Annotated in this window: 19 protein-coding genes; 14 read left to right on the forward strand and 5 right to left on the reverse strand. The window is 64.1% G+C overall.

All coding sequences use genetic code 11. From position 1 onward, the window contains the following. Positions 1-9: 9 nt before the first annotated feature. Positions 10-807, forward strand: a complete 798-nt coding sequence (locus B2P87_RS04845) for a hypothetical protein (RefSeq protein WP_141890509.1) — start codon at positions 10-12, stop codon at positions 805-807. Between the two features lie 235 nt (positions 808-1,042). Here the strand turns inward: B2P87_RS04845 and B2P87_RS04850 are convergent, their stop codons facing one another. Genes B2P87_RS04850 through ccmI form a run of 3 tightly spaced genes read right to left on the reverse strand, consistent with a single transcriptional unit; the run spans position 1,043 to position 2,989 of the window. Beyond that, positions 1,043-1,276 (reverse strand): DUF1289 domain-containing protein, encoded by a 234-nt coding sequence (locus B2P87_RS04850; protein ID WP_141890508.1) that lies wholly within the window; start codon positions 1,274-1,276, stop codon positions 1,043-1,045. Positions 1,277-1,280: 4 nt separating this feature from the next. Further along, on the reverse strand, positions 1,281-1,754 hold the full coding sequence (gene ruvX / locus B2P87_RS04855) for a Holliday junction resolvase RuvX (protein ID WP_141890507.1): 474 nt from the start codon (positions 1,752-1,754) through the stop codon (positions 1,281-1,283). Then, the gene (gene ccmI / locus B2P87_RS04860) at positions 1,751-2,989 is read right to left on the reverse strand and encodes a c-type cytochrome biogenesis protein CcmI (protein ID WP_141890506.1); all 1,239 of its coding nucleotides are present in this window, start codon (positions 2,987-2,989) and stop codon (positions 1,751-1,753) included. Before ccmI ends, ruvX begins: the two co-directional genes overlap by 4 nt. A gap of 188 nt (positions 2,990-3,177) precedes the next feature. Here ccmI and B2P87_RS04865 point away from each other — a divergent pair, with 188 nt between their 5' ends. The 11 genes from B2P87_RS04865 (at position 3,178) to rarD (ending at position 12,747) form a co-directional block, all read left to right on the forward strand. Beyond that, positions 3,178-4,422 carry a sarcosine oxidase subunit beta family protein gene (locus tag B2P87_RS04865; RefSeq protein WP_141890505.1) on the forward strand — a complete coding sequence of 415 codons (1,245 nt, stop codon included), beginning with the start codon at positions 3,178-3,180 and terminating at the stop codon, positions 4,420-4,422. Positions 4,423-4,455: 33 nt separating this feature from the next. Beyond that, on the forward strand, positions 4,456-4,797 hold the full coding sequence (locus B2P87_RS04870) for a sarcosine oxidase subunit delta (protein WP_039169867.1): 342 nt from the start codon (positions 4,456-4,458) through the stop codon (positions 4,795-4,797). Between the two features lie 49 nt (positions 4,798-4,846). After that, complete coding sequence (locus B2P87_RS04875; RefSeq protein WP_141890504.1) at positions 4,847-7,879, forward strand: sarcosine oxidase subunit alpha family protein; 3,033 nt, start codon at positions 4,847-4,849, stop codon at positions 7,877-7,879. Further along, the gene (locus B2P87_RS04880) at positions 7,872-8,438 is read left to right on the forward strand and encodes a sarcosine oxidase subunit gamma (RefSeq protein WP_141890503.1); all 567 of its coding nucleotides are present in this window, start codon (positions 7,872-7,874) and stop codon (positions 8,436-8,438) included. The genes B2P87_RS04875 and B2P87_RS04880 overlap by 8 nt, the downstream gene beginning before the upstream one ends. Positions 8,439-8,742: 304 nt before the next feature. Continuing rightward, on the forward strand, positions 8,743-9,072 hold the full coding sequence (locus B2P87_RS04885) for a hypothetical protein (RefSeq protein WP_259965484.1): 330 nt from the start codon (positions 8,743-8,745) through the stop codon (positions 9,070-9,072). Between the two features lie 156 nt (positions 9,073-9,228). Continuing rightward, positions 9,229-9,645, forward strand: a complete 417-nt coding sequence (locus B2P87_RS04890; protein WP_141890501.1) for a hypothetical protein — start codon at positions 9,229-9,231, stop codon at positions 9,643-9,645. 46 nt (positions 9,646-9,691) lie between these two features. After that, positions 9,692-10,180: a hypothetical protein gene (locus B2P87_RS04895; RefSeq protein WP_141890500.1), complete on the forward strand. Its 489-nt coding sequence runs from the start codon at positions 9,692-9,694 to the stop codon at positions 10,178-10,180. Between the two features lie 171 nt (positions 10,181-10,351). After that, positions 10,352-10,954 carry a superoxide dismutase gene (locus B2P87_RS04900; protein WP_058287112.1) on the forward strand — a complete coding sequence of 201 codons (603 nt, stop codon included), beginning with the start codon at positions 10,352-10,354 and terminating at the stop codon, positions 10,952-10,954. A gap of 155 nt (positions 10,955-11,109) precedes the next feature. Continuing rightward, positions 11,110-11,304, forward strand: a complete 195-nt coding sequence (locus B2P87_RS04905) for a hypothetical protein (RefSeq protein ID WP_058287291.1) — start codon at positions 11,110-11,112, stop codon at positions 11,302-11,304. A 4-nt stretch (positions 11,305-11,308) separates the two neighbouring features. Further along, positions 11,309-11,764 carry a host attachment family protein gene (locus B2P87_RS04910; protein ID WP_058287111.1) on the forward strand — a complete coding sequence of 152 codons (456 nt, stop codon included), beginning with the start codon at positions 11,309-11,311 and terminating at the stop codon, positions 11,762-11,764. Between the two features lie 71 nt (positions 11,765-11,835). Next, positions 11,836-12,747 (forward strand): EamA family transporter RarD, encoded by a 912-nt coding sequence (rarD, locus tag B2P87_RS04915; protein WP_141890499.1) that lies wholly within the window; start codon positions 11,836-11,838, stop codon positions 12,745-12,747. On the opposite strand, the gene B2P87_RS04920 is transcribed toward rarD, so the two are convergent. Further along, on the reverse strand, positions 12,684-13,235 hold the full coding sequence (locus tag B2P87_RS04920) for a TIGR00730 family Rossman fold protein (protein WP_141890498.1): 552 nt from the start codon (positions 13,233-13,235) through the stop codon (positions 12,684-12,686). The genes rarD and B2P87_RS04920 overlap by 64 nt on opposite strands. 124 nt (positions 13,236-13,359) lie before the next feature. On the opposite strand from B2P87_RS04920, the gene B2P87_RS04925 reads away from it, so the two are divergent. Together B2P87_RS04925 and B2P87_RS04930 are read left to right on the forward strand one after the other, a co-directional pair. After that, positions 13,360-14,964, forward strand: a complete 1,605-nt coding sequence (locus B2P87_RS04925; protein ID WP_244940814.1) for a LysM peptidoglycan-binding domain-containing protein — start codon at positions 13,360-13,362, stop codon at positions 14,962-14,964. Between the two features lie 97 nt (positions 14,965-15,061). After that, complete coding sequence (locus B2P87_RS04930) at positions 15,062-16,891, forward strand: ABCB family ABC transporter ATP-binding protein/permease (protein WP_058287107.1); 1,830 nt, start codon at positions 15,062-15,064, stop codon at positions 16,889-16,891. An 86-nt stretch (positions 16,892-16,977) separates the two neighbouring features. On the opposite strand, the gene B2P87_RS04935 is transcribed toward B2P87_RS04930, so the two are convergent. Further along, on the reverse strand, positions 16,978-19,146 hold the full coding sequence (locus B2P87_RS04935; protein ID WP_141890497.1) for a methyl-accepting chemotaxis protein: 2,169 nt from the start codon (positions 19,144-19,146) through the stop codon (positions 16,978-16,980). Positions 19,147-19,477 lie beyond the last annotated feature (331 nt).

A 19,477-nucleotide genomic window follows, 5' to 3' on the forward strand; every position in this document is an offset into this window, starting at 1 on the left:
GGCGTGAAGATGCAAGATCCGTTTGCGCAGTATCGGGATAAGGGCTGGGTGCGGTTTGCCCATGATCCGCAGATCGCGGCTTGGGCGGCGGATGCCTTGCCGCATGGGGTGAAGGCGCTGCACGACCCGTCAAACGCCGATTGGTTCCAGTGCGAGCGCACCTGGTTCATCGGCGTCGATGCGCTGCCAAACGACGCCGCAGGACGCGTGCCTGAAGGGCCGCCGCTGGCGGGGGCGCCTATTGATTTCATCACACAGCACCTCGGGCCCATTCCGGACCTGCACCGGGCGCAGGTGTCCTCGGTCTTTCCCGGCTATCCGCGCCCGCGTCCGGGTGAGGGCGAGGCCGCCTTCCGCTACCGCGTCAAGCGCGATGCGGCGCATGTGGACGGGGTCAAGATGTATGGCGAGCACCGCCGCCGCAAGGTGGAGGAGCCGCATGCCTGGGTGCTGGGTATCCCGCTCAATGAAAGCAGCCCGGATGCTTCGCCGTTGGTAGTCTGGGAGGGCAGCCACAGGATCATGCGCCGCGCCTTTGCCACCGCGTTTGAAGGCGTGCCGCAGGCGGACTGGGCAGATGTGGATGTGACCGATGCCTACACAGCAGCCCGCGCCGAGGTGTTCGAGACCTGCCTGCGGATCACCGTTCATGCCAAACCCGGCGAGTCCTATCTGATGCACCGGCTGTGCCTGCACGGGGTTGCGCCCTGGGGCGAGGGGGCCAGCGCGCCGGAAGAGGGGCGTATGATCGCCTATTTCCGTCCGGAGCTGGCGGATTGGACCAAGGGGTGGCTGGCGGAAGGGTAGTCTTACCTCAACCGATCAGAGACCGTCCGGTGGAATCCCGACGTAGGTCCTGGCTGAGTTGCACTTTTTGAACGCCGGTCCGCTGGGAGGTTGCAAGGTATCTAATCAGCCTCGCTATGGCCATCGCCACCTTGGTGAAAAGGTCAGCAATCCTGCCTGAATGTTTCGCGCGCGAAACATTGGGTCAGTGCTTATTCCGCATGATTTGCAAACGGTTACCTGACCGCGCGCCGCGTTAACCTCGTTTGAGCCTCGCGCCGCGGCCGCCGCGGCGCTTGGCCAGTTTGCTGGCGCGGGCGGGGAGGTCGTTCATGATGCCGGCGCGCTCGTCATTGGTCATCTTGGACCAGTCGCGGATTTCGTCGATGGAGCGGTAGCAGCCGGTGCAGATGCGGGCCTCGGGGTGGACAACGCAGATCTTGATGCAGGGGGACTGGATCTCGTCCCGTTTCCAGACGTCGTCGCTCATGCCTTCACCCGTTCTTCAAATGCCGCATCCGGTCCAATGCGCCTTGCAAGATATAGGAGGCAGCGACGTGGTCGATAACCTCTGCGCGGCGTTTGCGTGTCGTATCCGCCTCAAGCAGCGCTTTTTCTGCCGCCACAGTGCTGAGGCGCTCGTCCCAGAAGCTGATCGGCAGGTCGGTCAATTGCATCAGGTTGCGGGCAAAGGCGCGGGTGGACTGGCAGCGGGGGCCCTCTGTGCCGTCCATGTTGCGCGGCAGGCCCAAAAGGATGCCGCTGATGTCGCGGGCCTGGATGATCTCCAGGAGGCGCGCGGCGTCTGCTGAGAACTTCTTGCGCTTCACCGTCTCCAGCGGGGTTGCCACCGCGCCGATACGGTCGGAGACGGCGACGCCGATGGTCTTGGTGCCGAGGTCCAGCCCCATCAGCGCGCTCATCGGCGGCAGGGCGGCGGCGAAGTCTTCAAAGACGTCGTGGATCATTCTGCAATTCCGGACTGGGCGGCGATGGTTTCCAATAGGGCCAGCGCCTCGGCGTCAGCCTCAAACGCACCGCGGGCCTCGGCATAGACGGTGCGGGCGCGCTCGGTTTCGCCAAGGACCGACAGGGCGCCGATCAGGCGGGCCCATTCCTCGGCGCTGCCGCCTTCGCTCGCCAGCCGGTCCGACAGGCGCGTGACCATGCCGCGGATCATCTCCTGCTGCTCTTCGGCGGAGAGTTCGCTGGCGCCGGCCATGTCTTCGGCGCTGGGGCCGGGCAGGGCGGGTGCGGTGCCGCCGCCGGGCGCGATGGGACGGTATTCCACACCGGCGCGGAAGGCCATCTCCTCGATCTGGCCCTGGATGCCCTTGACCCACGGCGCGTCCGCCGGGCCGTCCCGCAGGGTAGCGGCCCATTCGCGGTAGGCGAGGTCCGGGCGGCCGATCTGGCCCAGCATCAGGCCCCAGTAATAGCGGGCCGGGCCGTGGGCGGGGTCAATCGCGCGGGCCTTCTGCAGGTCGGTTTGCGCCTCGGGGGAGACATAGCCGCCGGCCGCCATGATCTTGAGCTCGGCCAGTTCTGTAAAATCGCGGGCGTTGACCTTGCCTTCGGCCAGGCGGATGTAGTTGGCCTTGGCTTCATAGGCAGCTTTGAAGTTGCCGAGGTTGGCCTCGTGCTGTGCCAGCAGCGCCTGGCCGCGGGCGTCACCTTCGCGCTCGCCTGCGGTCTTGCGCAGCTGTTCGACCAGTTTGATGTAGCCTTCCTCCACCTGCGGTTCCGGCAGGGCGGGAATGCCGGCTTCGGCCTCCGCCTGCGAGGGGCGGTTCTCGGCGCGCTCGCCCGCCATGCGGATGCGGTCCTTGAGGCCGAGGTCGCCATACCCCGGCGCGCCAAGCTGCCAGTAAAGGCCCAGGGTGCCGCCGGTGATCAGCAGCGCGATGGCACCGGCAGAGACCAGCGACAGGGATTTGGGCTGGGCGTGGCCGGACTTGCGCTGTTGCAGCTGGGCGTCGGCCGCCAGAATGCGGCGCGAGATTTCGGTGCGGATGCGCTCTGCGTCGCCTTCATTGATGACGCCGCGCGCCAGGTCCTTGTCGACCTCGCGCAGCTGCTGGCGGTAGACCCGCAGGTCATAGGCCGCAGCAGGTTCGCCTTGCTCGCGGGCGCGAATGATGATCATTGCCAGCAGCAGCGCTGCCGAGAATGCGATAAGGGCGGTGACTGTCCAGAAAACCATGCCGTCTCCGAAGTTTGGTTTTCATCTATATGCGGGGCGGCCCGAACAAAAGGGCCAAACTGCCGCGGGATGCTGCAATGCGTCATGGGTCTATGTCGCAATAGCGCAGAAACAGGGCGATAAACGGCACTGGCCGGCCATGCGTTTCAGGCATACCCGCTAACAGACACGAACCATCGGATTCGCTCATGAAACGCTATTCAGTCTTTGCTGTCGCGCGGGAAGCCCTGCGCTATCACACCGGATGGGAGCGCGCCTGGCGCTCGCCGGAACCCAAACGCCACTACGATGTGATCATCGTGGGCGCGGGCGGGCACGGCCTCGCCACCGCCTATTACCTGGGCAAGAATTTCGGCATCACCAATGTCGCGATTATCGAGAAAGGCTGGCTGGGCGGCGGCAATACGGGCCGGAACACCACCATCATCCGCTCGAACTACCTGCAGGATCCGTCTGCTGCGATCTATGAAAAGGCCCGCAGCCTGTATGAGACCATGTCGCAGGACCTGAACTACAACGTGATGTTCAGCCCGCGCGGCGTGATCATGCTGGCCCAGACCGAGCATGAGATCCGCGGCTACAAGCGCACCGCGCATGCCAACCAGCAGCAGGGTGTGCAGACCGAGTGGATCACGCCTGAGCGCGTGAAGGAGATCGTGCCGATCATCAACCTGCACGGTCCCCGCTATCCCGTGCTGGGCGGCCTGTACCAGGAGCGCGGCGGCACCGCCCGTCACGACGCGGTGGCCTGGGGCTATGCGCGGGCGTGTTCCGACATGGGCATGGACATCCTCCAGAAATGCGAAGTCACCGGCGTGCGCGTTGAGAACGGCCGCACCGTGGGTGTGGACACCACCAAGGGCCCGATCGACTGCGACAAGCTGGGCATGGTTGTGGCGGGCAACGCCTCTGTGCTGGCTGAATTGGCTGGCTTCCGCCTGCCGATGGAATCCGTGGCGCTGCAGGCGATGGTGTCCGAGCCGATCAAACCCTGCATGGACGTGGTCGTGATGGCCAACACCGTGCACGGCTACATGTCCCAGTCCGACAAGGGCGAGATGGTGATCGGCGGCGGCACCGACGGGTTCAACAACTACACCCAGCGCGGCAGCTTCCACCACATCGAGGAAACCGTGCGCGCGCTGGTCGAAACATTCCCGATGGTCAGCCGCCTGAAGATGCTGCGTCAGTGGGGCGGCATTGTGGATGTGACCGGCGACCGCTCGCCGCTGATCTCCAAGACCCCGGTCCAGAACTGCTTCATCAACGCAGGCTGGGGCACCGGCGGCTTCAAGGCGATCCCGGGCTCCGGCTGGGCAATGGCGGAACTGATGGCCACCGGCCATTCGCCGCTGACCGAGGAGTTCTCGATGATGCGCTTCAAGGAAGGCAAGTTCATCGACGAGAGCGTCGCCGCCGGTGTGGCGCACTAACGCTGCAAAATTCAATTTTACGGAGCAAGCACCATGCTGATCCTTGAATGCCCCTATTGCGGCGTCAAAGCCGAAGAAACCGAACTGGCCGCGGGCGGCGAAGCGCATCTGAAGCGCTTTGGCCCCGGCTCCTCGGATGACGAGTTCCATGACTACCTGTTCATGCGTGAAAACCCCAAAGGCGTTCACTTTGAACGCTGGCGCCATGCCAACGGCTGCGGCAAGTGGTTTCACGCCGCCCGCTGCACCATGACGCTGGAGGTCTTTGGCACCTACACCGCGCAGACCTCTGTGCCGACGCAGGAGATCCTGGACAAGATCGCTGCCAAACGCCCGGGCTGGACCTGGCGCGAATTTGCGGACGGCAAGAAATGAACCGCCGCCTGACTGAAACACCCGCTTTTCTCTTGAAAGGTCTGCGCACATGAGCACGCGTCTTGCCAAGCACGGCCGGCTGATCGACCGCTCCAAACAGATCGCCTTCACTTTCAACGGCAAGTCCATGAAGGGTTATGCCGGCGATACGCTCGCATCCGCCCTGCTGGCCAACGGCCAGGTGATGATGGGCCGCTCGTTCAAATACCACCGCCCGCGCGGCGTTGTCGCATCCGGCTCGGAAGAGCCTAATGCGCTGATGCAGCTGGGTGTGGGCGACCGTTATGAGCCCAACCAGCGCGCTACCACCACCGAACTGTTCTCAGGCCTGACCGCGCAGTCGCAGAACCACTGGCCGAGCCTGGAGTTCGACGTCCTGTCGATCAACAACAAGCTGTCCCGGTTCCTGACCGCCGGCTTCTATTACAAGATGTTCATCCACCCGCGTCCGCTGTGGAAGCACGTCTATGAGCCGATCATCCGGAAGTCCGCAGGACTGGGCGCAGCCCCCGACAAGGAGCTGAAGGACGCCGACACCTACGAGCACTTCTACTTCTTCGCGGATGTGCTGGTCATCGGCGGCGGCGTTGCCGGCCTGCAGGCCGCCAAGGCGGCGGCGGCATCCGGCGCCAAGGTTCTGGTGCTGGAGCAGAACAACTACTGGGGCGGCCGCGCGCCGGTTGACGGCGGCACCATTGACGGCGAAGCGCCCGAGGCCTGGATCGAGAAGACCCTGGCAGAGCTGCGCGGGATGGACAACGTTACGCTCCGCGACCGCTGCATGGGCTCCGGCGTCTATGATCACGGCTATGCCCTGGGCTATGAGCGCCTGACCGACCACGCGCCGGGCCAGGGCGGCCCGCGCCATCGCCTGTGGCGGATCCGTGCGAGCCAGATCGTCACCGCGACCGGTGCGATCGAGCGTCCGCTGTCCTTTGCCGGCAACGATGTGCCGGGCGTTATGCTGGCGGCCTCGATGCGCGACTATTTGGTGAACTGGGGCATCAACCCGGGGAACAAGGTCGTGGTTGCCACCAACAACGACGACGCCTACCGCACAGCACTTGTGCTGCATGACGCGGGCGTCGAAGTGGTCCGCGTGGTTGACACCCGCGAAACCGGCGGCGGCGCGCTGATGGAAGCGGTCCGCGAAAAGGGTATCCGGGTTGAGCTGGGCCGCGCCATCGCCAAGGTGAAGGACGGCAAATGCGTGACCGAGGTCGCCATCTGCGCCCAGAACGGCGAAGGCGGTGCGCGTGAGGTCGTGCAGGCCGACGCGGTTGCCATGTCCGGCGGCTGGTCGCCGGTGGTCCACCTGTGGTCCCATTGCGGCGGCAAGCTGATCTGGGACGAGGTGAACGCCAACTTCCGTCCCGATGCCTCCCGCCCGCCGCTGGGCCATGACGGCAACGGCTTTGTGGTTCCGGCAGGTGCCGCGAACGGCGAGTTCGGCCTGGGCGCGCTGCTGGAAGATGCAGCAGCTGCTGGTTCGAAAGCTGCCGAAGCAGCCGGCTTCCCGGCGAAATCCGTGGCGGCTGCCAAAGGCGAGTCCGAGGCGGAAGCACAGATGGAAGCGGTCTGGCTGATGCCCGCCAAGGCGGACATCAAGCTGCGCATGAAGTCCTGGCTGGACTACCAGAACGACGTGAAAGTGTCGGACGTGCAGCTGGCGGCCCGCGAAGGCTATGAAAGCGTCGAGCACACCAAGCGTTACACCACGCTTGGCATGGCCACCGACCAGGGCAAGCTGTCGAACATCAACGGCCTGGCCATTCTGGCCGACAGCCTGAACTCGGAAATCCCGCAGGTGGGCACCACCACCTTCCGTCCGCCGTACCACCCGATCTCGCTGGGCGCGATCGCGGGTGAGGCGCGGGCCGAGATCTTCCAGCCGGTGCGCAAGACGCCGATCTACGACTGGTTCGACAAGAACGGCGCGGATTGGGAGCCGGTCGGCCAGTGGCGCCGCCCGTTTGCGATCACCAAACCCGGTGAGGACCGTCATGCTGCGGTGAACCGCGAGGTGAAGAACACCCGCGAGAACCTTGGCCTGCTGGACGCCTCGACCCTGGGTAAGCTGATCGTCAAGGGCCCCGATGCAGGCAAGTTCCTGGACATGCTGTACACCAACATGATGTCCACGCTGAAGCCGGGCAAATGCCGCTATGGCCTGATGTGCACCGAGAACGGCTTCCTGATGGACGACGGCGTGGTGGCCCGCATCGACGAGGACACCTTCCTGTGCCACACCACCACCGGCGGCGCCGAGCGCATCCATGGGCACATGGAAGAATGGCTGCAAACCGAATGGTGGGACTGGAAAGTCTACGTTGCCAACGTGACCGAGCAGTATGCGCAGATCGCCGTGGTCGGCCCCAATGCCCGCAAGGTGCTGGAGAAGCTGAACGCGCAAGCGGGCGGCGGCATGGATGTCAGCAAAGAGGCGCTGCCGTTCATGGAGTGGCGTGACGGTCAGATCGGCGGCTTCGACGCCCGCGCTTACCGGATCTCCTTCTCGGGCGAGCTGTCCTACGAGATCGCGGTCGCGGCCTCTGAGGGCCAGGCGTTCTGGGATGCGCTGATGGACGCGGGCAAGGAATTCGGCGTCATGCCTTATGGCACCGAGACCTTGCACATCCTGCGCGCCGAAAAGGGATTCATCATGATCGGCGATGAGACCGATGGCACCGTGATCCCGCAGGATCTGGGGCTGCACTGGGCGCTGTCCAAGAAGAAGGACGACTATCTGGGCAAACGCGCGCAAGCGCGCTCCCACATGACGGATCCGGACCGCTGGCAGCTGGTTGGCCTGGAAACCGTGGACGGATCGGTGCTGCCCGACGGCGCCTATGCGTTGGGTGAAGGCGTCAATGCCAATGGCCAGCGCAACATGATCGGCCGGGTGACCTCGACCTATCACTCCGCAACGCTGGGCCGCGGCATCGCCATGGGCCTCGTCAAGCACGGTCCCAAGCGGATGGGTGAAGTGATCGAGTTCCCGGGCACCGACGGCAAGACCTACAAAGCCAAGATCGTTGACCCGGTCTTCTACGACAAGGATGGAGAGAAGCAGAATGTCTAAGGCTGTTTCCGTACTGAACGGCGCCCAGTACTCCGGGCTGGCCAAGGTCGAGGATGCCGGTCTGCAGGGTATGATCACCCTGCGCGGCGATCTGGACTCCGCAGCGCTGAAGGCAGCCGTCAAGGCCGCCACCGGCGCCGGGGTTCCGGAACAGGGCGCCATCTCGGTTGCCGAGAACGGGGCCGCCGCCTGGATGTCCCCGGATGAGCTGCTGCTGCTGGTGCCTTACGAGGATGCGGTTGCCAAGACCGCCGAAGTGGCCGAGGCGCTGAAGGGCGAGCACGCTCTGGCGGTGAACGTCTCCGACGCACGAGCGTTCTTCCGCCTGTCCGGTGAGGGCGCGCGCGAGGTGCTGGGCAAGGTGAGCCCGGTCGACTTTGACGCTGCCGCCTTCGCCCCCGGCCAGTTCCGCCGGTCGCGCCTGGCACAGGTGGCTGGCGCCTACTGGCTGAACGAGGACGGCAGCTTCTGCATCGTCTGTTTCCGCTCTGTGGGCGAGTACGTGTTCAAACTGCTGAGCGCGGCCGCTCACCCGCAAAGTAAAGTGGGTGTTTATTAAAATTACCACTCGCTTTTTGCTTGTGACGCCATGACGCGTCAACTACGGTGCCCTGGAGATGATCCGGGGCACCTTTTTATTTGAACCGATGCCGCTGGAGATGTTCCTTCGCAGGGATTGAAAACGTTATATTTAACAGCCGGTTACCTGTCTGTGGGGCGGCTGTGTGAAGATGTTTCGGAGGCGGTTGATGGGTCTGCTGAATTGCAGCTATGTTGCACTATTTTTTACGCTTGCCGGGGCGGCTGCCGCAGCGGGTTCCAGTTTCCGCTGCAACCTTGAACCGATTTCCGGCGACGCCTGGGTGCCCAGCAAAATCGCGATCAATTTCTCCGATGATTTCAAAACGGCGCAGATCACCGATGCCGCCTTTGGTGTCTCTGTGCCCGCCAAGGTGGTCAAACGCAGCGGATCGTCATATGCGCTCAGCTGGTCGCTGCCGGGGCTTGCGGTGCTGATGGAAAGCGGCGGGGCTGAGCCGCGGTTCCGGGCGGTGCTCAATATGTCCAACCTGAAAATGAGCATTCAGTCGATCCGCCCGGAAGAGGGCACGATGCTGCCCCGCGGCTCCGGCAGCTGCGAGCGGCTGGACTCGCTGTCGCTGCTGGCGCAGTACCAGGTCTATTTGCAATAACTGGTGCCTTGGGGTGCCGCGGCACCGCGAGCGGACAAGGCTTGTCGCAGGATCGCCTATTGCAGCTTTTTTATCCAACTTACCCGGGAGCGTGGTTGCATTTTTCTCAACCGGGTTGCATTCGGTTTTCAGGAACTGATTTGAGGACTACGGCAAATGAAGTGTTTCGTTCAGGCTGGCTGTCTTGCGGCAGCAGGTTTTCTTGGTCAAGCGGTCTCGGCTGAGACCGTTTTTGACTGCGACATCAAGGTGTTTACAAACAACGGCTGGATTGCGCCGCGGGTTATGGTGCTGTGGGACGACAGCACTAAAACTGCAAAGGTCTATGACGGCTACATTCACCAACTGGTCGGTGAACCCTTGTCCGCCAAGGTCGAACACCGGAAAGGAAATTCCTATGACCTGGCGTGGCGGGTGAATGACATCCCGGTTTCCAACGCGCGGACCAAGGTGGACGGGCTGTATTCGGCCGTCTTTGACATGGACAAAAGCACTCTGTCGATCCGGGGTGTGATCACCGGCTTTGCAAACGCGCCGCGCGGGCGCGGGAAGTGCAAGGTCCAGCAGGGTTGATACGCTTGGCTAACTTTTTGCGGCAAACAGTTTTGGGACGAAAAGAATGATTAAGGAAATATTTGTTGCAACCGGTGTTGTCAGCGTGCTGTTGCTGGGGTTTCCGGCGGCGGTTGGCGCTTCGGGAGTGGATGCTGTTTTTCGTTGTGAGATTGACCGGTTCGGCGGAGGTAAACCCACGTCTGAAGGCGGTGGCGGATGGCTTCCCGCCCAGGCTTATTTTGAGTTCTCTGACGATTGGCGGCAGGTACAGGTTATCGATTCACGCGTTGTGACTTCTCGGGAAGGAAAGGCCGAAGCAAAAGTGAAACAGTTAAAAGATGGGAGGCTGAAGTTCAAATGGCGGATTAGCCGCCCGACAAGCTTAGACATCTGGACACCAGTAGGCTTTCGCGCAGAGGTAGATCCCCAAGCCAAAACGGGTGTAATGCGGGCGAAAGTGTCTCTCGGATACCATTCAAGGATCCGTGGCGATCTGAAGTGCGAGCAGATTGCTCAAAGCGAAATTCCCGGCCTCGATCAGTTGCAATACTGACTTCGAAAGCGGCTGTGTCCCTGCGCGGCTAGGCACCTACTGCCTGAGCATCTGAGAGGATAGATGAACATTGGGCCTGCACGGTTTTCGCGCCTTGGCCTCTTGACCTGATAGCGCGCACACAGCATGTATCTGCGCAGGAACGCAAACAATTTTGACAGGGGGCCCAAAATGGCTTTTGAACTTCCCGATCTTCCCTACGCCCACGACGCTCTGGCATCCAAGGGCATGTCCTCGGAAACCCTGGAATACCACCACGACCTGCACCACAAGGCCTATGTCGACAACGGCAACAAGCTGATCGCCGGCACCGAGTGGGAAGGCAAGTCGCTGGAAGAAATCATCAAGGGCACCTACGACGCCAACGCGGTTGCCCAGAACGGCATCTTCAACAACATCTCGCAGCTGTGGAACCACAACCAGTTCTGGGAAATGATGGGCCCGGGCGAGAGCAAGATGCCGGGTGAGCTGGAGAAGGCGCTGACCGAAAGCTTCGGCTCGGTCGACAAGTTCAAGGAAGAATTCTCTGCCGCAGGCGCAGGCCAGTTCGGCTCCGGCTGGGCGTGGCTGGTCAAGAAGGCAGACGGTTCGCTGGCGGTGACCAAGACCGAAAACGGCGTGAACCCGCTGTGCTTTGATCAGACCGCGCTGCTGGGCTGTGACGTGTGGGAGCATTCCTACTACATCGACTTCCGCAACAAGCGTCCGGCCTACCTGACCAATTTCCTGGACAACCTGGTGAACTGGGAAAACGTCGCCTCCCGCCTGGGATAAGGCAGCAGGAGCGGAAGCCGGTTTCCAGGCTGGCACCGCATCAGAAGATTCCGCCCGCGCAGCGTTGCTGCGCGGGCTTTTTCGTGGTTGTCTTAGGAACAAGGGCCTGCTGCTGCGCGTTGAACTTCCACATGTGCAATAAGAAGGAGGCTCCCATGGCTGAACGCAAACGATCGACGGATGGACGCCGCGAGACGGACGAGATCCCCGGTGCGAAAGGGAGCGTCTCGCAGCAAGGCCGGGCTGGCGGCGGGCTGCAGCGCGATATCGCCTCTGAAGACGAGCTGAAACGGGCCAAGGAGCGTCCGGCGGGATCAACACGCGTGACGAAATCCAAGGAGGAGGAGTGACATCATGACCTTTCTGACGCAGGGCACCTGGGTGCTGGTTGCGGACAGCGAAAAAGCGCTGTTTCTCGAAAACACCACGGACGCGCAGAACCCGAACCTGAAGGTGCGGCGCAAGGACGAGCAGGAAAACCCCTCCAATCGCGAGCAGTCGGCAAACCGGCCGGGGCGGTTCAACGACGGCCCCAGCGTGCACCGTTCGGCGGTGGATGACACCGACTGGCACCAGCTGGCCAAGGAACGCTTCGCGTCGGATCTGGCGGACCGGCTGTACAAGATGGCGCATAAGGGCCAGTTTGAACGGCTGGTTCTGGTGGCAGCCCCCGAGGTACTGGGCGAGCTGCGCAAGAACCTTCACAAGGAGGTTGCCGACCGCGTGGTGGCCGAGGTCGCAAAGAACCTGACCAACCACGAGACCAGCAAGATCGAGGAGATGGTGAAAGACGCGCTTGAGAACGGCTGACGGTTGAGCCGGGGGCTTGACCCTTGCCCCTGTCCGGTGTCTGTCAAAGGGCGCACGGGCAGGGGCAAATCATGCGGGACACACAGTTAGGCGTCATGGCGATGATCGCGGCCTGCGTGGTTTGGGGGCTGTCGGGGATCTATTACAAGGCGCTGTCGCACGTGCCGCCGGAACAGGTGCTGTCGCACCGGGTGCTGTGGTCGTTTTTGTTCTTTGCGGGCGTGCTGCTGGTGCAGGGGCGGATCGGCGCCTTGCGGGCGGCCTTCTCGGACCGGCGCGGCGCGCTGCTGCTGGCGTTTGCCACCGCGATGATCTCGCTGAACTGGTTCGTGTTCATTTCTTCCGTCCAGACCGGCCATGCGACTGAGGCCAGCCTGGGCTATTATATCTTTCCCTTGCTAAGCGTGCTGCTGGGGCGTCTGGTGTTCGGCGAGCGGCTGGCTTGGGCGCAGCTGCTGGCGGTGCTGCTGGCCGGCGCCGCGGTTGCGGTGCTGTCGTTCGGATTGGGTGCTGCGCCCCTGATCCCGCTGGTGCTGAGCGTCAGCTTTGCGCTTTATGGTGTTGCCAAGAAACGGCTTTCCCTGGGGCCGGTGGTGTCGGTCACCGCTGAGGTTCTGCTGATCTTGCCGGTGGCGCTGGCGGTGATCTGGCTGACCGGCGGCGCGGGCTTCTTCGGCGGCCCGGCGGATGCGGCCATGCTGGCGTTCTCCGGCATCCTGACAGGGCTGCCGCTGATCCTGTTCAGCTTTGCCGCCAAACGGGTGCGGCTGGGCACCGTGGGCGTCTTGCAGTATCTGAACCCGACGCTGCAGTTTCTGGTGGCGGTGCTGCTGTTTGCCGAGCCTTTCACGCCCTGGCACGGCGCTGCCTTTGCGCTGATCTGGAGCGCGGTTGCGGTGTTTTCCTACTCGGCCTTGCGTCAGGAGCGGGCGTCGCGCAGGGCGGCGATGGCGGCCACCGGGGTGTCGGCCCAGATCAGGTAATCCGCAAGGTCCTGCCCGGCGAAGCCCTCGCCGATGACCTGTTCCACCAGGGCGCGCAGCTTGTCCCAGTAGCCGGCTGTGTTCAGGATCACGATCGGCTTGGAATGCAGGCCAAGCTGGCGCCAGGTGAGCGCCTCGAACAGCTCATCCAAAGAGCCGGCGCCGCCGGGCAGCACAATAACCGCATCGGCGTTCCACAGCATCACCTTCTTGCGCTCGTGCATGGTCTCGGTCACCACATAGGTGGTGAGATCCGACTTGCCGACCTCGCGCCGTTCCAGGTGGCTGGGGATCACACCGAAGGTTTCGCCGCCGGCCTGCTGGGCCGCGCGGGCAACCTCGCCCATCAGCCCGACATCACCGGCGCCATAGACCAGCCGCATGCCGTTGCTGGCAAGCGCGGCACCCAGGGCGCGGGCGGCTTCGGTATAGGCGGGCCGCGCGCCCGCGCGCGATCCGCAATAAACACAGACGGATTTGATGCTCATCGGCCAGCCTTTCCGTGGAATTTCAAGATGAAACGCAATTGCTGTTTTGACCCGTGATAGCGGGATTGGTAGGTTTGCTCAACTAAGCGGAAGGGAACATTCCGCAAACGTCGAAGGGGAAGACATGGCGGATGCATCTGGAAGCGGGGGGCTGGGGGCTCTCACACTTGGCGCTGTTGCCGGGGTAGCCGTGGTGCTGGGCGGAGTGGTGCTGTTCCAGCTGGGCGTGTTCGGCACCGGCCAGCCGGACGGCGACGCCGCGAACGGGCAGGCTGGCGGCCAGGCGGCACGCGGCAGTGAAGAGTTCACGGGCGACGGCGAGGAGTCGGGCCAGCCGTTGCAGAACCGCACAGCAAACGCGCCGGTGGACGCGGAGGATGACAGCGCAGCTGCGGAGGCTGAGCCGGTGGAAAACGCAGCGGTTTCAAAGGAGCCTGCGGCGGAGGAAACGGCGGTTTCCGTGGACCCAGACACGGCGGCTGCGGCTGAAGAGCCGCCGGTAACAGCTGGTGCAGAAACAGAAATCGCGCCGGTTGAAGGCCCTGGGGAGGGTGATGAGGTTGCCCTGGCCGCGCCCTCTGATCCTGCGGCAGATGAGAGCAAGGAAGACCTTTTTGTCCTGCAAGCACCGGAGCTGGATCTGGTGCGGGTGGATCGCGACGGCGCGGTGGTGATTGCCGGGCGCGCGCAGGCGGGCGTCCGGGTTTCGGTGCTGCTGGATGGCGAGGTTCTGGAGCAGCTGGAGGTTCCGGCTGGCGGCGAATTTGTCTCGCTGACCACCATTGCCCCAAGTGCCGATGCGCAGGTGGTGTCGCTGCTGGCAGAGCACGGCGGCCAGCAGAGCGCCTCAGGCGACACCTTCATTCTGGCGCCGGTCAGCCCGGCGGCGGCGGAAATAGCCTCTGGCGCGGGCACCGGCGTTCCGGCAGAGGCGGCAGCTGCCGCGCCCGCCTCCCCGGATCAGGTTGCGGTGCTGGAACCGGCGGCCGGAGCGGAAACAGCGCAGCCGGCTGCACCTGCAGTTGAGGCGGAACCGGATGGCGCTGGCGCAGCAGAAGACGGAACCGCAGAGGCCGCGGGCATAGCTGCGGCCGGCGACCAGCAAGGCACCGCACCGGCAGCGCAGACCCCGGCGGTTGCTGCTGACCCTGCCGCGCCGCAGCTGCAGGGCCAGGCTGTTGCCGTGCTGCGCGCCGGGCAGGACGGGATTGAAATGGTGCAGCCCGCGGTCCCGGATGATCCGGAGCTGAGCGACGAGGTGGCACTGGATGCGATCAGCTATAACGGTGCCGGCGCGGTGCAGCTGACGGGCCGGGCGCGGCCCAAGTCGCGGGTGCGGGTCTATGTCGACAATGCGCAGGTTGCCGAGATTGACACGGCTGACGACGGCCGCTGGAAAGGTGAGCTGGAGAATGTGCCACCCGGTCTCTACACGCTGCGCGTCGATGAAATCGAGGCGGGCAGCGGCAAGGTCGTGAGCCGCCTGGAAACCCCATTCAAGCGCGAGGCGCCGGATGCGCTGCCGCAGCCTGCGGGCGATGCCGCACCGGATCAGCCGGTGCCGCTGGTGCGGGCGGTGACAGTGCAGAAGGGCGACACGCTTTGGGCAATCTCGCAAGAGAAATTCGGAAGCGGCTTCCTGTATGTGCGGGTGTTTGAGGCCAACAAGGGCGCAATCCGCAATCCGGACCTGATCTATCCGGGGCAGGTCTTTACCATCCCCGATTAAACCCGGGAAAACGCGCCTTTGCGGCGCGTTTTTTCTGCCTGCCCCTCGCAAATCCGTGAACAGGTGAATATCTGAAGCGGTCTAGCCAGGAAACGCCATGACCCAGACAGACCAGGCGGCCGTGCCGTCCCAAGCAGACATCGCCAAGGAAGAGCGCCGCTCCGGCCTGCGCACCCTGCGTAAAGTAGGGCCGTATCTGTGGCCCGAGGGAAACCGTGCGGTGAAGGTGCGGGTGGTGCTGGCGCTGGCGGTGCTCGTGCTGGCCAAGCTGATCGCGGTCTATACGCCGATGCTCTACAAGGGCGCGGTGGACAGCCTGGCAGGCGAGGGCGTGCCGCCCCTGGCGCTGGGGGCGGTTGGCCTGACCGTGGCCTATGGCGTGTCGCGGGTCCTGACCACCGGCTTTCAGCAGCTGCGCGACGCGGTGTTTGCGCCGGTGGGCCAGCGGGCGCTGCGCCGCCTGGCGCTGGAGACTTTTACTCACATCCACCGCCTGTCGATGCGCTATCACATCACCCGCAAGACCGGCGGTCTCAGCCGGATCATCGAGCGCGGGGTGAAGGGCGTCGAGTTTCTCTTGCGTTTCATGCTGTTTTCCATCGGCCCGCTGATCCTGGAGCTGACGCTGGTCGCGGTGATCCTGACGGTGCTGTTTGATGCCTGGTATCTGGTCGTGGTGACCGTGACCATCGGGCTTTATGTCTGGTTCACCTTTGCCGTCACCGAATGGCGGGTGAAACTGCGCCGGGAGATGAACCAGCAGGACACCGATGCCAACCAGAAGGCCATCGACAGCCTGCTGAACTTTGAGACGGTCAAGTATTTCGTCGCCGAGGAGCGGGAAGCCGAGCGTTATGACAGCGCCATGCGCGGCTATGCGCGGGCGGCGCTCAAGACCGCCTATTCGCTGGCGGCGCTGAATTTCGGCCAGAGCGTGATCATCACCGGGGGCCTCATCGGGGTCATGGTGATGGCGGCCATCGGGGTGGAGCAGGGCAGGCTTACCGTCGGCGATTTTGTCATGGTCAACGCCTACATGATCCAGATCACCGTGCCGCTGAATTTCCTTGGCACCGTCTACCGCGAAATCCGCCAGAGCTTGGTGGACATGGGGGAGATGTTCGACCTTCTGGAACAGCCCGCCGATGTGAGCGACCGGCCCGGCGCCGGGAAGCTGAAGGTCAATGGCGGACGGATCACGCTGGAGAATGTGCGATTCTCCTATGATGCCGGGCGCGAGATCCTGAAAGGCGTCTCGCTGCAGGCGGAGCCGGGCCAGACCGTGGCGATTGTCGGCTCCACCGGGTCGGGCAAATCGACCATTGGGCGGCTTTTGTTCCGGTTCTACGACGTTACCGGCGGGGCGCTGAAGATCGACGGTCAGGACGTCCGCGACGTGACCCAGAAAAGCCTGCATCAGGCAATCGGCGTGGTGCCGCAGGACACGGTGCTGTTCAACGACACGATCCGTTACAACATCGCCTATGGCCGGGATGGCGCCACCCAGGAAGAGGTGGAGCAGGCGGCCCGCGATGCGCAGATCCACGACTTCATTGTGACGCTGCCGGAGGGCTATGACACCCAGGTGGGCGAGCGCGGCCTGAAGCTGTCGGGCGGGGAGAAGCAGCGGGTGGGGATTGCCCGGACGCTCTTGAAGAACCCGCCGGTGCTGCTGCTGGACGAGGCGACCTCGGCGCTGGACACCGATACCGAGCAGGAGATCAAGGAGGCGCTGGCCCGCGCCGGGCAGGGGCGCACGGTGCTGACCATTGCCCACCGGCTGTCGACCATCGCCGAAGCGGACCGGATCGTGGTGCTGGAACAGGGTGAGATTGCCGAAACCGGCACCCACGAAGAACTGCTGGCCCGGGACGGCCGCTACGCCCGGCTGTGGCAGCGCCAGCAGGCGGATCAGGACGCGGCCTGAAACCGGGTTTGGCCCGGGCCTGCTGCGTCCAACGAAAAGGCCGGTCCTGAGACCGGCCTTTTATTTTACTGATCTGCCGGAAGGCCTCAGAAGCTGCTCCAAGCGGCGTTTGCGGCCTGTGCGGGCATCGGAACGGCGTCGCCGAATGCGATGTCTTCGCCATGCGCGCTTGGGGCCGCAGGCGCCTGGGCGGATGCGGCGGGCGTGGCGGCGCCGGCCGCGCCGTTTATCCGGAACTGCCCCATCAGCTCCGCCAGTTTGCTGGCATCGGTGTGCAGCATGTGGCCCGCGGCGGTGGCTTCCTCGACCATGGCGGCGTTCTGCTGGGTGACCTGATCCAGCTGGCTGACGCCGGTGTTGATCTCGCCAAGGCCGGTGGACTGCTCCGCAGCGCCTTCGGCGATGTTGGAGACCAGTTCCGCAATGGTGTTGACGCGGGCGGCGATGCTGGTCAGCGCGTCGCCGGTCTTGCCGACAAGGTCGACCCCCTGCTTCACATGCGCGGAACTGTCGGTGATCAGCGCCTTGATCTCGGTCGCGGCATCGGCAGAGCGCTGCGCCAGCGCCCGCACCTCGGAGGCAACGACGGCAAAGCCCTTGCCGGCCTCGCCCGCCCGCGCCGCCTCAACGCCTGCGTTCAGCGCCAGCAGGTTGGTCTGGAAGGCGATGTCGTCAATCACGGAGATGATCTGGGCAATCCGGACCGACGACTGTTCGATCCCGGTCATCGCGGAGACCGCGTTGCGGACAACCTCGCCGCTGGCCTCGGCTTCCTGGCGGGCTTCCTGCATGGTGCGCTCGACATCGCGGGCGCCATTGGCGGAGGATTTGACCGAGGCAGTCATCTCCTCCAGCGCCGCGGCGGTCTGTTCCAGCGTTGCGGCCTGGCTTTCGGTGCGGCTGGACAGATCGTCAGAGGCGGAGCTGATCTCGGTGGCCCCGTTGTGGATGCTGCCGGTTGCCGCGATCACCTGTTGGATGGTGTCCTTCAGCGTTTCCACGGTGGTGTTGAAGCTGTGCCGCAGCTGTTCGTATTCCTCCGGAAAGGCCTCCTCGATGGTGCAGTCCAGATCGCGGCGGGACAGGCGCGAGAGATGGTCGTCCAGCGTGCCCACGACGGCGCCGCGGTTGGCGATGCGGCTGGCCTCGATGGAGGCAAGCCGGTCCTCGGCCTCGGCCAGGGCGGCGCGGGTTTTTTCCATCGCACGGCTCAGGCCGCCGGCTTCGGTCCGGTCGTTCAAATAGGCCGGTTCAAAGTCGAACTCCTTGCGCGCCAGCCGGTCCAGGTCCGCTTGCAGGCTGCCGAACTGCCGGGTGAAGGACAGGATCAGGCGCAGGCCCGTCAAACCGCTGAGGATCAGGGCAAGCGCAACCGCCGCCACGGTCACGATCAGCGCCTGGCGGGCTTGCGACGCCTCCTGCTGCGCGCGGGCCATCATCGCGTCCGTGACGGCGGTTTCTGCCGCCCGCAGGGAGCTGACCCAGCGCGTTGCCCGCTCAAACCAGTCTGTGACGGCGACTTCCGGGGCCGGGGCGCCGGGGCCTGCGGCCAGAACCTGGTCGCGGATGCCGGGCAGGCCGCTGGGGGCCAGGCCTGCGCGCAGATCCAGCGCCGGGAGGCTTTGGCCAAAGGCATGCGCGGCGATGTCCAGAAGCTGGCCCTCAACCGCGCCTGTGCGGGTGAACCAGCGGTAGGTTTCCAGGGAAAAGCTGCCCTGGCCGAAACCGGAGGCCCCGGCAGCGCGCTGCTGGCCTGCGGCTTCCTTGGCGTAGGCGAGGCTAACCAGCCCGGCGCCAAGCTGCGCCAGTTCGGCATTCTTGGGGTGCAGCAGCCGGATGCTGACATCGCGCAGGACACTGGCGATTGCCTCCGAATAGCGCGCGCCCATCTGGCCCGGCTGGAGCTGGCGGCTGGTCACGGCTTCGCGCAGGGCGGACAGCCCGTCCAGATGTTTCAAGGAGGCGGCGGCGGCCTGCGGCACCTGCCGGATGGCGCTGTCGGATTTGGCGCGGGCCTCTGTGAGCGCGCGGGAGGCCGCCGTGCCGCCGGAGGACAAAAAGACCGCAGACAGGCCGCGTTCGACCTGCAGGTCGTGAACGGCATTCATCAAGGCTACGGAGTCCCGCGTTCCGGACTCCGTCAGTTGCGCGTCCTGAAAGCGGTCCCAGTCCGACAGCGCCTTGAGGCCTCCGACAGCGGTTAATGCAAGAAGCGGGATTATGATCAGCGCCAGAATTTGCGAGCGTAGTGACATTCTTCTTTTTCCCAACCAGTAAGAAAACGCGGAGCGGCAGTATCCCGGCTCCTGCCGCTGCGTTGCACGCAGGGGCTAATAAACCGTGAACGGTGGAATTGGCCTGAAAACCTTTGAAATCACGCGGAAATTCCGGGCGCCCCGATTGCGACATCCAGCGGCGGCCGCTGACGCAAACCGGTGCAAAGGTGTGATCGGGAGTCATTTTTGCGATGCGCCGCCGGTCCGGGGATTTCTGGAAATTTCACGGTTTTCAGCGGGTTGCGGTCGAATGCTTTGAAAGCTGGAGGCGGGGAAGATTTTTTCCGGGTAAGCGCAATTTTCGGGAAAA

It is taken from the genome of Leisingera sp. UBA4491 (assembly GCF_002388965.1).
Lineage (GTDB): Bacteria > Pseudomonadota > Alphaproteobacteria > Rhodobacterales > Rhodobacteraceae > Leisingera > Leisingera aquaemixtae.

What these genes read in the sequence shown, in the direction of transcription:
- B2P87_RS04845 (WP_141890509.1), top strand. Translation starts at nt 10, where the DNA reads ATGCAAGATCCGTTTGCGCAGTATCGGGATAAGGGCTGGGTGCGGTTT.
- B2P87_RS04850 (WP_141890508.1), bottom strand. Translation starts at nt 1,276, where the DNA reads ATGAGCGACGACGTCTGGAAACGGGACGAGATCCAGTCCCCCTGCATC.
- ruvX (WP_141890507.1), bottom strand. Translation starts at nt 1,754, where the DNA reads ATGATCCACGACGTCTTTGAAGACTTCGCCGCCGCCCTGCCGCCGATG.
- ccmI (WP_141890506.1), bottom strand. Translation starts at nt 2,989, where the DNA reads ATGGTTTTCTGGACAGTCACCGCCCTTATCGCATTCTCGGCAGCGCTG.
- B2P87_RS04865 (WP_141890505.1), top strand. Translation starts at nt 3,178, where the DNA reads ATGAAACGCTATTCAGTCTTTGCTGTCGCGCGGGAAGCCCTGCGCTAT.
- B2P87_RS04870 (WP_039169867.1), top strand. Translation starts at nt 4,456, where the DNA reads ATGCTGATCCTTGAATGCCCCTATTGCGGCGTCAAAGCCGAAGAAACC.
- B2P87_RS04875 (WP_141890504.1), top strand. Translation starts at nt 4,847, where the DNA reads ATGAGCACGCGTCTTGCCAAGCACGGCCGGCTGATCGACCGCTCCAAA.
- B2P87_RS04880 (WP_141890503.1), top strand. Translation starts at nt 7,872, where the DNA reads ATGTCTAAGGCTGTTTCCGTACTGAACGGCGCCCAGTACTCCGGGCTG.
- B2P87_RS04890 (WP_141890501.1), top strand. Translation starts at nt 9,229, where the DNA reads ATGAAGTGTTTCGTTCAGGCTGGCTGTCTTGCGGCAGCAGGTTTTCTT.
- B2P87_RS04895 (WP_141890500.1), top strand. Translation starts at nt 9,692, where the DNA reads ATGATTAAGGAAATATTTGTTGCAACCGGTGTTGTCAGCGTGCTGTTG.
- B2P87_RS04900 (WP_058287112.1), top strand. Translation starts at nt 10,352, where the DNA reads ATGGCTTTTGAACTTCCCGATCTTCCCTACGCCCACGACGCTCTGGCA.
- B2P87_RS04905 (WP_058287291.1), top strand. Translation starts at nt 11,110, where the DNA reads ATGGCTGAACGCAAACGATCGACGGATGGACGCCGCGAGACGGACGAG.
- B2P87_RS04910 (WP_058287111.1), top strand. Translation starts at nt 11,309, where the DNA reads ATGACCTTTCTGACGCAGGGCACCTGGGTGCTGGTTGCGGACAGCGAA.
- rarD (WP_141890499.1), top strand. Translation starts at nt 11,836, where the DNA reads ATGCGGGACACACAGTTAGGCGTCATGGCGATGATCGCGGCCTGCGTG.
- B2P87_RS04920 (WP_141890498.1), bottom strand. Translation starts at nt 13,235, where the DNA reads ATGAGCATCAAATCCGTCTGTGTTTATTGCGGATCGCGCGCGGGCGCG.
- B2P87_RS04925 (WP_244940814.1), top strand. Translation starts at nt 13,360, where the DNA reads ATGGCGGATGCATCTGGAAGCGGGGGGCTGGGGGCTCTCACACTTGGC.
- B2P87_RS04930 (WP_058287107.1), top strand. Translation starts at nt 15,062, where the DNA reads ATGACCCAGACAGACCAGGCGGCCGTGCCGTCCCAAGCAGACATCGCC.
- B2P87_RS04935 (WP_141890497.1), bottom strand. Translation starts at nt 19,146, where the DNA reads ATGTCACTACGCTCGCAAATTCTGGCGCTGATCATAATCCCGCTTCTT.